This is a genomic window from Agromyces bauzanensis, assembly GCF_014645655.1.
In the GTDB taxonomy this organism is placed as follows: Bacteria; Actinomycetota; Actinomycetes; order Actinomycetales; family Microbacteriaceae; genus Agromyces; species Agromyces bauzanensis.
This window is the reverse complement of record NZ_BMMD01000040.1, coordinates 1-8,565: the sequence shown is the minus strand read 5'-3', so window position 1 is coordinate 8,565 and position 8,565 is coordinate 1. Positions and strand designations below refer to the sequence as shown.

General features: G+C 67.3%; 7 protein-coding genes. 5 read left to right on the top strand and 2 right to left on the bottom strand.

Translation table 11 applies throughout. The features are described 5' to 3' along the window. Positions 1-245: 245 nt before the first annotated feature. Positions 246-2,612, bottom strand: coding sequence for an arylsulfatase (locus IEX31_RS17880; RefSeq protein WP_188744753.1), 2,367 nt, complete (start codon positions 2,610-2,612; stop codon positions 246-248). A 428-nt stretch (positions 2,613-3,040) separates the two neighbouring features. Between IEX31_RS17880 and IEX31_RS17875 the strand changes: the two genes are divergently transcribed. The 3 genes from IEX31_RS17875 to IEX31_RS17865 all read left to right on the top strand — a co-directional run bounded on the left by IEX31_RS17875 (position 3,041) and on the right by IEX31_RS17865 (position 3,948). After that, positions 3,041-3,499, top strand: a complete 459-nt coding sequence (locus IEX31_RS17875) for a DUF6325 family protein (protein WP_188744752.1) — start codon at positions 3,041-3,043, stop codon at positions 3,497-3,499. Position 3,500: 1 nt separating this feature from the next. Beyond that, positions 3,501-3,662: a hypothetical protein gene (locus IEX31_RS17870; RefSeq protein WP_188744751.1), complete on the top strand. Its 162-nt coding sequence runs from the start codon at positions 3,501-3,503 to the stop codon at positions 3,660-3,662. A gap of 67 nt (positions 3,663-3,729) precedes the next feature. After that, positions 3,730-3,948: a DUF8691 family protein gene (locus tag IEX31_RS17865; protein ID WP_188744750.1), complete on the top strand. Its 219-nt coding sequence runs from the start codon at positions 3,730-3,732 to the stop codon at positions 3,946-3,948. Here IEX31_RS17865 and IEX31_RS17860 read toward each other — a convergent pair. Then, complete coding sequence (locus tag IEX31_RS17860) at positions 3,920-6,553, bottom strand: winged helix-turn-helix domain-containing protein (protein ID WP_188744749.1); 2,634 nt, start codon at positions 6,551-6,553, stop codon at positions 3,920-3,922. The two genes, IEX31_RS17865 and IEX31_RS17860, sit on opposite strands and share 29 nt — an antisense overlap. 230 nt (positions 6,554-6,783) lie before the next feature. Between IEX31_RS17860 and IEX31_RS17855 the strand changes: the two genes are divergently transcribed. Both IEX31_RS17855 and IEX31_RS17850 read left to right on the top strand, forming a co-directional pair. After that, positions 6,784-7,170, top strand: coding sequence for an SHOCT domain-containing protein (locus IEX31_RS17855; RefSeq protein ID WP_188744748.1), 387 nt, complete (start codon positions 6,784-6,786; stop codon positions 7,168-7,170). A gap of 107 nt (positions 7,171-7,277) precedes the next feature. Continuing rightward, a complete protein-coding gene (locus tag IEX31_RS17850) occupies positions 7,278-8,417 on the top strand; it encodes an AI-2E family transporter (protein WP_188744747.1) in 1,140 nt (379 codons plus the stop codon). The last annotated feature ends 148 nt before the right edge of the window (positions 8,418-8,565 follow it).

Sequence of the window (8,565 nt, the reverse complement as noted above, 5' to 3'; positions counted from 1 at the left end):
GCGCGGCGAACACGTCGCGCACCTCGGGCTGCACGAGCACCGTGGGCGGCACGGCGGTCGAGACGGCGCGGAGCGACACCCCGGCGCTCACGCCGTGCTCCTCGTTGTGATCGGTCGGAACTGCGGCATGGCGACCCCCCTCCTCGGCAGACTAACCCGGGAGGGGGGCGCGGTCCAGCGTCGGAATCTGACCCGCTCCCGACGGCCGGCCGGGCTCGCCGTCGCCGTCTCGAGCTCGACGGTTCCTACTGCCTGGCCATCGCGACCCGGAGGCGTTCCTCGGGGTCGATGAGGTGGTCGTGGTCGTCGTCGCCCGTGTCGATCTGAACCCAGTTGATCTTGCCGGTGAACCGGCTCGACTGCGGGGTGTAGTCGGGGCTGACGGCCGTGCCGGATTCGTATCCGACGTCGGTGGTCTCGTCGGCGGAGAAGACCAGCGCCTGGGTCGCGTCGACTCGGCCGGTGCCGACCTCGTCGCCGTCGTAGAAGAGCGTGACGTCGCCGCCCTTGCCAAGGCCGCCGCCGTCGTAGGCGAACTCCATGCGCACCTGGTGCGTGCCCGCGGGGATCGCCGTGTCGGCCACCGTCGCGAACTCCTGGATTCCCAGCACGTTGTAGACGAACTTCGCCGTGCCGCCGGTGACGTAGACGCTCCACCCGCCGAACCGACCGCCCTGGGCGATGATGACACCCTCGACCCCGCCCTCGGGCACCTCGACCTCGGCCGTGACGGAGAACGACTTGTTCTTGATGCTCACGACGCTGTTCTCGGAGAGTCGACCCATGCCCGGGAAGAACTGCTGCGAGTTGCCGCGGATGAGCGTCGGCCGGCCCGCTATGTCGGGATTCGCCCGATCGGCGGTTCGGTCATCGATAGGCAGCACGTTGTACTTGACCGCTTCAATCAGCCAGAGCCTCTGCAACTGATGCAGCTTCTCGGGGTTCTCGGCCGCGAGATCGCGGGCCTGGCTGAAGTCGACGCTGCCGTCGTAGAGCTCCCACACGTCGTCGTCGAACGCAACGAGCCCGCCGCCGGTCATGACCCAGGGGGTGCGGTGCTTCGTTACCGCGCTCCAGCCCTTGTAGTAGATGCCGCGGTTGCCGAACATCTCGAAGTACTGCAGGTCGTGGCGTTCGGGCTCGTCGGGCTTGTTGAACGAGTAGAGCATCGAAGTGCCCTCAATGGGCGACTGCTGCACGCCGTTCACCATGGTCGGCTCAGGAAGGCCTGCCGCCTCGAGGATGGTCGGGGCCACGTCGATGCAGTGGGTGAACTGCGAGCGCAGCCCGCCCTTCTCCTCGATGCTGTTCGGCCAGTGCACGATGGTGCCGTTGCGAGTGCCGCCCCAGTGCGATGCGACCTGCTTGGTCCACTGCAGCGGGGAGTCCATCGCCCACGCCCAGCCGACCGCGTAGTGGTTGTACGAGCTCGGCGAGCCGAACTCGTCCATCTTCGATCGCATGAACTCCGGCGTCTCCAGCGCCGCCATGCCGTTGAAGTTCGCCATCTCGTTGAACGCGCCATTGACGGTGCCCTCGGCGGATGCCCCGTTGTCGCCGATGATGTAGTAGATGAGCGTGTTCTCGAGCACCCCGAGGTCCTCGATCGCGTCGATCACCCGCCCCACATGGAAGTCGGTGTGCTCGAGGAATCCCGCGTACACCTCCATCTGCCGCTCGAGCACCGGCTTGAGCTGGTCGGGCATGTCGTCCCACGCGGGGATCTCATCGTGCCGCGCGGTGAGCTCGGCATCGGCCGGGACGACCCCGAGCTCCTTCTGCCGCGCCAACGTACGCTCGCGCTGCACATCCCAGCCGTCGGCGAACTTCCCCGCGTACTTGTCGGCCCACTCCTTCGGCACATGGTGCGGCGCATGCGTCGCCCCCGGGGCGAAGTACACGAAGAACGGCTTCTCGGGCATCAACGCCTTCTGCGTGCGGATCCAGCTCACCGCGTGGTCGGCGAGATCCTCGGTCAGGTGGTACCCCTCCTCGGGCGTGGCCGGCGGTTCGACCGGGGTCGTGCCGTTGTAGAGTGCGGGATCCCACTGGTTGTTCTCACCGCCGATGAAGCCGTAGAACGTCTCGAACCCGCCACCGGCCGACGGCCACGCGTCGAACGGGCCCATCGGCGACGACTGCCAGACCGGAACCTCGTGGCACTTGCCGAACTGCGCCGTCGAGTACCCGTTCAACTTCAGCGTCATCGCCAGCGGGGCCTTCGTGTTCGGCTTGAGCGAACTGTTGCCGGGCGCTGAGGTCGCCGTCTCGGTGATGCTGCCCATGCCGACGGAATGGTGGTTGCGTCCCGAGAGCATCGCCGCGCGGGTCGGTGCGCACAGAGCGGTGGTGTGGAAGCGGTTGTACCTCAGCCCGCCCGCCGCGAGCTTCTCGGCGTTCGGCGTCTCGCACGGACCGCCGAACGCGCTCGAGGCGCCGAACCCCACGTCATCGAGCAGGATGACCAGCACGTTGGGGGCTCCATCCGGCGGGAGCAACGGTTCGATCGGCGGATACGCCGTGTCGGGATCTTTCGCGTCGTAGGTCGTGAGACCCGGGACCTGCCGGTCGGGAATCGGCAGCATCGTCCGCGCGTGGCGATCAGGCTTCATGGTGTTCCCCCAGTTCGCAGTCGGTGAAAGCCCCGCTCACGGTACCCATGCCGCCCGTCCGCCGAATCATCCGGTTCGGGTGATGTCCTGCCGCCGGCTGGGGGCCCGAGTGCGAACCCCCGGCAGGTCGTCATGGTGTCGATGGCCGCCAGCCATTGGGCAGGGCGGTTCCGAAGATGAGGACCACCAACGTGCCGGCAGCGGACACGAGTGATGGCAGCTGGGCGCGCGACCGGCCTGGTCCATCGCCGCGGTAAGCGAGGTCGACGACGTGAGCGCCTTCGCTGACGGCACCAGTCAGGGTGGTGTGACCGACCGACACCCGAATCACCCTGATTGTGTGATGTCTCGGTCGTCGGGTACGAGGAGTCTGAGGCTGAGCGCCGGGGAACAGGCGCCAACGAACTGCGGCAGAGGACGGAACGAACATGACCGACTACGAACTGGACGCGTTGGGCCCCGTCGACTTCCTCGTCGTCGAGTTCCCGCCGGGCGAGGCGAACTTCAGGGGGGAGATCGCGCAAGAGCTCGTGAACCTCGCCGAGGCCGGGACCATCCGGGTCATCGACGCGATCGTCCTCGTGAAGGACGAGGCGGGCGTGGTGGATGCCATGGAGTTGTCGGACGCGGGCGACCTCGGCGGCTTGGTCGAGATCGAGTCGCAACTCGCCGAACTGCTCGCCGCCGACGACGTGGAGCACCTGGCAGCGGCGATGCAGCCCGGCAGCGTCGCGGGCGTACTCGTGTACGAGAATCTCTGGGCCGCGCCGTTCGCCGCGGCCGCCCGGAGCGCCGGGGGTCAGCTGATCGCCGGCGGGCGGATCCCCATCCAAGCGATCATCGCCTCGATCGAGGCCGATGCCGCACTCGAGACGACAGGAGCATGACATGCCGCTGAGGGCTGCACGAATCGGACGGGTCGGCGTCGTCGGCGCACCCGTCGCCCGGGCCGCGGTGGTCGGCGCGGCAATTCGCCCCGGGCCTGCCCCGGTCGCGAAGGCCGCCGTGGTCGGCGCGGCGATCACGCCCGGACGTCGCCGACGCATCTAGTCGACCCCGGCGGCATCGCCGCACGCAGACGCGTGCGATCCGTCGACACGAAGATCCGGAAGAGAGCATGATCGCCGAGACATTCGAGATCCTGGTGAGGGGTGAACTGAGCCCGATGATCATCGCCGAGCTTCAGGGCTTCGAGGTCGTCACGCGTCAGGCGGGGTCGACTCGCCTGCGCGGGTGCGTGCCCGATCAGTCGCGGCTCGTCGGGGTGCTCGAGCTGCTGCGAGGGTTCAACATCGAGATCGAGTCGGTCAAGCATGTGACCGCGCAGTCCGATTGACCCGATCGAGCAGGCCCAGCTCCCGGGCCCGCGCAATCGCGGCGCTGCGGTCGGTCACTGCGAGCTTGCGGTAGATGTGCGCCATGTGCGTCTTGAGTGTGTTGACCGACACGAAGCAGAAGCGAGCCAGCTCTGCGCTCGTGGAATGGTTCGGGAGATACGCGAGGATCTCCAATTCTCGCTCGGTCAGCGGTTCCGGCAGATCGGCATTGGCGTCCTGCGGTTCCACCTGGCGTCGCCGGGCGATGACCGCCGCAGCAAGGCCGCCGCGTTCGGCAGCCAGTTCCGCGATCAGGTCGAGGACGACGGAATCCGTTGCCATGAAGACCTCGATCAGGCCGTCGGGCTCGGCCCGGTCGATGGAGGCGTCGATCAGGTCGAGGGCGGTGCGGTGATCGCCGTCGAGCTCTGCGGTCCACGCCATCGCCGACAGCCGCTGGAGGTCGCCGCGAAGACCTTCCACTTCGAAGACCGCTCGCATCGCCGGCATCATGCGATGAGCCGAGTCCGTGCGTCCGAGTGCCAATGAGGCTGCGACGGTCTCGAAGGCGATGGTGGCCGACGTCGGAGCGGCGCCGCCTCGGAGGCGAAGGGATTCTTCAGGCCGCCCGAGTCGGCGCAGCACGGTCATGCGCGCTGCGATGAGGCGATCGAGAATGGCCGGAGCCGGGGCCGACACGGCGTCGTGCTCGGAGAGGTCGGTGAGTTCGAGGGCTTCGTCGAGGCAACCGTTGGCGACCGCGAGCATCGCCTGCTGGCAACGGGCGAGCCACAACAGCTGGGTTCGGTGGTTCGCCTCCGCCCGTATCGTTCCATCCCGGAGTGGTGCGGCTGCGATATCTGGTGATCCACGTTCGAGGGCCACCATCGCTCGCGCGAGGTATGCATCCGCGATGACGGGATGAGCGAGCAGGCCGCTCGTGGCAGCGGTCTCGAATGCTTCCGCGACGAGGAGTTCGGCCTCGACGGCGCGCCCGCACCAGATGCGAATGAGCGCCAGCGAGCCGAGAACTCCGACACGATAGGGCGGGTACGCGATCCCCTCGCTGTCCAAGGCGCGGGTCAGCCACGCCTCCGCCTCGCGCAGATCTCCTGCGAGGAAATGGGATCGGCCGCCGGATCCGATCGTCAGGGTCCGGAGCAGCTCCGGAGTCGTGAGCCGCATCACGTCGGGGATCGGCGATGCCGGACCGGACTGGAGCAGGTCGATGGCACGCTCGGCAGCGCGGAGCGTTTCGTCGGGATGTGGGTTCCACTGGGTGGTCGCCGAGATCCACGCGTGGGCGATCGCGCGCTCGCCGTCGGTGGCCCGCAGATCGTTGGTCACCCGGCTGAGGATGTCGACGGCGTGCGCCGCCTCGCCCTGCATGCCGACGAGGATGCCCAGTTCGAGCGAGACGTCGAGCCGATCGGTGCGCACGGATTCGGGGACGGTCGTGATCCAGCGGATGACGGTCCGCATCTCGCCGCGCTCGAAGATCTCGCTTCCCAGCGCCATGGTGGCGTCGAGGGCACGGTCCCATGCCCCGGCACGTAAGAGGTACTCGATGGCCGTCGGGAGCTGACCGCGAGCCCGGTGGAACTCCGCTGCGCGGACGAGAACCTCGACCTCCTGTTCGGGGTCCTCGTAGCGCAAGCGGTACCGGAGCAGGTCCCTGAAGAGCTGGTGGAACCGGAAGCGCTCACGGTGGGCGTCGAGTGAGACCAAGAACATCGACTCGCGCTCGAGGCGCTCGAAGAGCTGTAGTGCATCGGACCGCTCGAGCACGTGATCGACGAGTCCGGCAGTCATGTCCTCGAGCGGGGACATCCGAAGCAGGAGGGCACGGTCGCGTTGAGGGAGCGCCGCGAGCACCTCTTCGGTCAGGTATTCGGCGATGAGACGGTCGGTGCCGCCGAACTCGGCGACGAAGTCGGAGGCGTCGGGATGAACCCTGAGCGTGATCCCGGCGAGCTGCACTCCGGCGGCCCACCCCTCCGTGCGGGCCACGAGCACCTGCATGACCTCGGCCGGGATGTCGCGGCCGGTCATCCTGGCGAGCAACTCCGCAGACTCCGGCTCGGTCAGGGCCAGGTCGGCCTGCCGGATCTCGAGGAGCTTGTTACGCAGGCGAAGACCGCTCCATGCGATAGGGGGATCGACACGGGTGGAGATCACGATGTGCACATTGGGCGGGATGGCGGATACCAGTACGCCGAGGTCGGCGAGCAGCGTGCGGTTCGAGAGGTGGTGGAGGTCGTCGAGCACGATGACGAGCTCCGGGAACGACGCGAGCTCCATGGCGAGGGCCTGCAGGAGTGGTCCGCCGATTCCGCCGGCATTGAGCGAGGTCATCCGGGCGAGGCCGCTGATGTCGGGCCGCACGACGGCGAGCTCCGCGAGCAGCCGGCGAGCGAATCGAACCGGATCGTCATCGCCGGCCTCGACGTCGACCCACACGAACCGAACGCCGCCATGATCGGTCGCCCACTGGTTCAGCAGCACCGTCTTGCCCGCACCGGCCTGTGCGACGACGAGCGTCAGGGGCAACGACAGCGCGGCATCCATCCGCCGCCGCAGTGCCGGCCGATCGACGAGGTATTCGGTTACGGGTATCTCGACCACGTCATCCCCCAGAACAGTGAGAAACGCCCACGGTTCAGTATGGCATCGCCCCAATCGTGAGGCCAACGATACTCAGCAGCCGTCGCGTTCAGTTCGTGTGCGAGCAGCTCACCGCCACCCTCACCGCGTGGCGCGGTTTCATCCGAACCGGGTGATGCGGTGCCTGATGATCGCCCAATAGCTTTCGAGCGAGCGGGCGTGACCTGCACACCCATCGAAAGGAAATGCCCATGTCAATCTGGGACTTCTTCGTCTGGTTCTTCTGGATCTACATCGCCATCGCGTGCATCTGGATCTTCATCACGGTGATCGTGGACATCTTCAGGGATGGCAGCCTCAATGGATGGGCAAAGGCGCTGTGGATACTCTTCCTCGTCTTCGTCCCGTTTCTGGCGGCCTTCATCTACCTGATCGCGCGCGGGCGCAGCATGGCCGAGCGGAGTGCCGCCAGATCGCGGGAAGCGACCGCGGAGACCACCGACTACATCCGTTCGGTCGCGGGCACCTCGTCGGCCGCCTCGGAGATCGAGTCGGCGAAGCGACTGCTCGACTCCGGGGCCATCACGGCAACCGAGTACGACGCGCTGAAGTCCAACGCGCTGCGCGTCCCAGCGTGATCGGCGGCACTGCCGCCCACGCAGCACGCGACGCCACTCGGAACGGAGAATAGGTGCGGTGGAGCAGGAGAACGGTTCGGGCCGATCCCGAGAGTGACCGGGCATCGGTGAACGCGGAGCTGGGGGATCATCGCAACGCGTTCATCATGCTCGGTCTCGGGGGAGCGGTGCTCGTGGGGTTCGGCATCGCCGGTCTCGCGCCCATCATCGCCCCCGTCTTCTTGGCAATCATCCTCACCATCTGCGTGCATCCGCTCAGGGTGGCGCTGGAACGGCGTGGCGTGCCGCGGGGCATCGCCACCGGGTCGGTGATCATCGCCGTCATGCTGCTCCTGTTCGTCTTCGGCTACACGGTGCTCGTCGCGTTCGGCCAGTTCGCCGCGCTGCTTCCCCAGTTCGCCGATGAGATCAGCGCCTGGGGGCAGGATGTGGTCGCATGGCTGAATTCGCTCGGCATCAGCTCCAAGCAACTCAGCGACATCGCCGCCGACTTCGATCCGTCCTCGCTGATCGGCTTCCTCGGCGGCCTTGCCGGGGGGCTGGCGGGGCTCACCACGGCAATCGTCATCATCCTCACCATGGTGTTGCTGATGGCGATGGACGGCGGCTACATGCCGACCATCCTGCGCATGACGAGCAAGACGCACCCGCTGCTCGCAGTCTCGCTCGTCAGGTACGGCAGCAACGTACGGCGCTACATGGTCGTCACGACCCTGCTCGGCCTCGCCCAAGGCTTCCTGAACTGGCTGGCTCTCCTCCTGCTCGGTGTGCCGGGCGCGTTCATCTGGGGCGTGCTGGCATTCCTGTGCAGCTTCATCCCGAACATCGGGTACTTCCTCGCGATCATCCCGCCGATCATCTTCGGGGGGCTCGTCGGCGGCTGGCCCACGGTGATCGCGGTCATCGTGGTCTACGGCATCATCAACGCGGTGGTGCAATCGATCGTCCAGCCCCGCGTGGTCGGCAACGCGGTGTCGCTGAACCAGACGATCACGTTCTTCTCGGTGCTCTTCTGGGCCGTCATCATCGGGCCGATCGGCGCCATTCTTGCGATTCCGCTCACGCTCCTCGTGCGCCTGCTGCTCGTCGACTCGAATCCGTCGGTGACCTGGATCCGCCCGATGCTCGGCGAGCTCGATGAGACGAAGGCGCTCATCGCCGAGTCGGGTGCCGCGGCGAAGGCGGAACGCCGTGCCCGCCGCGCAGGATCGTCCACGGCATCCGGGACGCCCGCCAAACCGGAGTGACGCCCGGGGGCGCGCACGAAGCGTATCGCATCCGTCCCCGGTCGAACCGCCCAGTGTTTCCGTTCGCGCGGTGCGTCTGCCGGAACGGCGACGCACCGCGCGAACGGAAACATGCGGCGAGAGCGCGACAGCGGCACACTCACTCAGG

Coding starts and splice junctions, on each gene's coding strand:
- IEX31_RS17880 (WP_188744753.1), bottom strand. CDS start 2,612: ATGAAGCCTGATCGCCACGCGCGGACGATGCTGCCGATTCCCGACCGG.
- IEX31_RS17875 (WP_188744752.1), top strand. CDS start 3,041: ATGACCGACTACGAACTGGACGCGTTGGGCCCCGTCGACTTCCTCGTC.
- IEX31_RS17870 (WP_188744751.1), top strand. CDS start 3,501: ATGCCGCTGAGGGCTGCACGAATCGGACGGGTCGGCGTCGTCGGCGCA.
- IEX31_RS17865 (WP_188744750.1), top strand. CDS start 3,730: ATGATCGCCGAGACATTCGAGATCCTGGTGAGGGGTGAACTGAGCCCG.
- IEX31_RS17855 (WP_188744748.1), top strand. CDS start 6,784: ATGTCAATCTGGGACTTCTTCGTCTGGTTCTTCTGGATCTACATCGCC.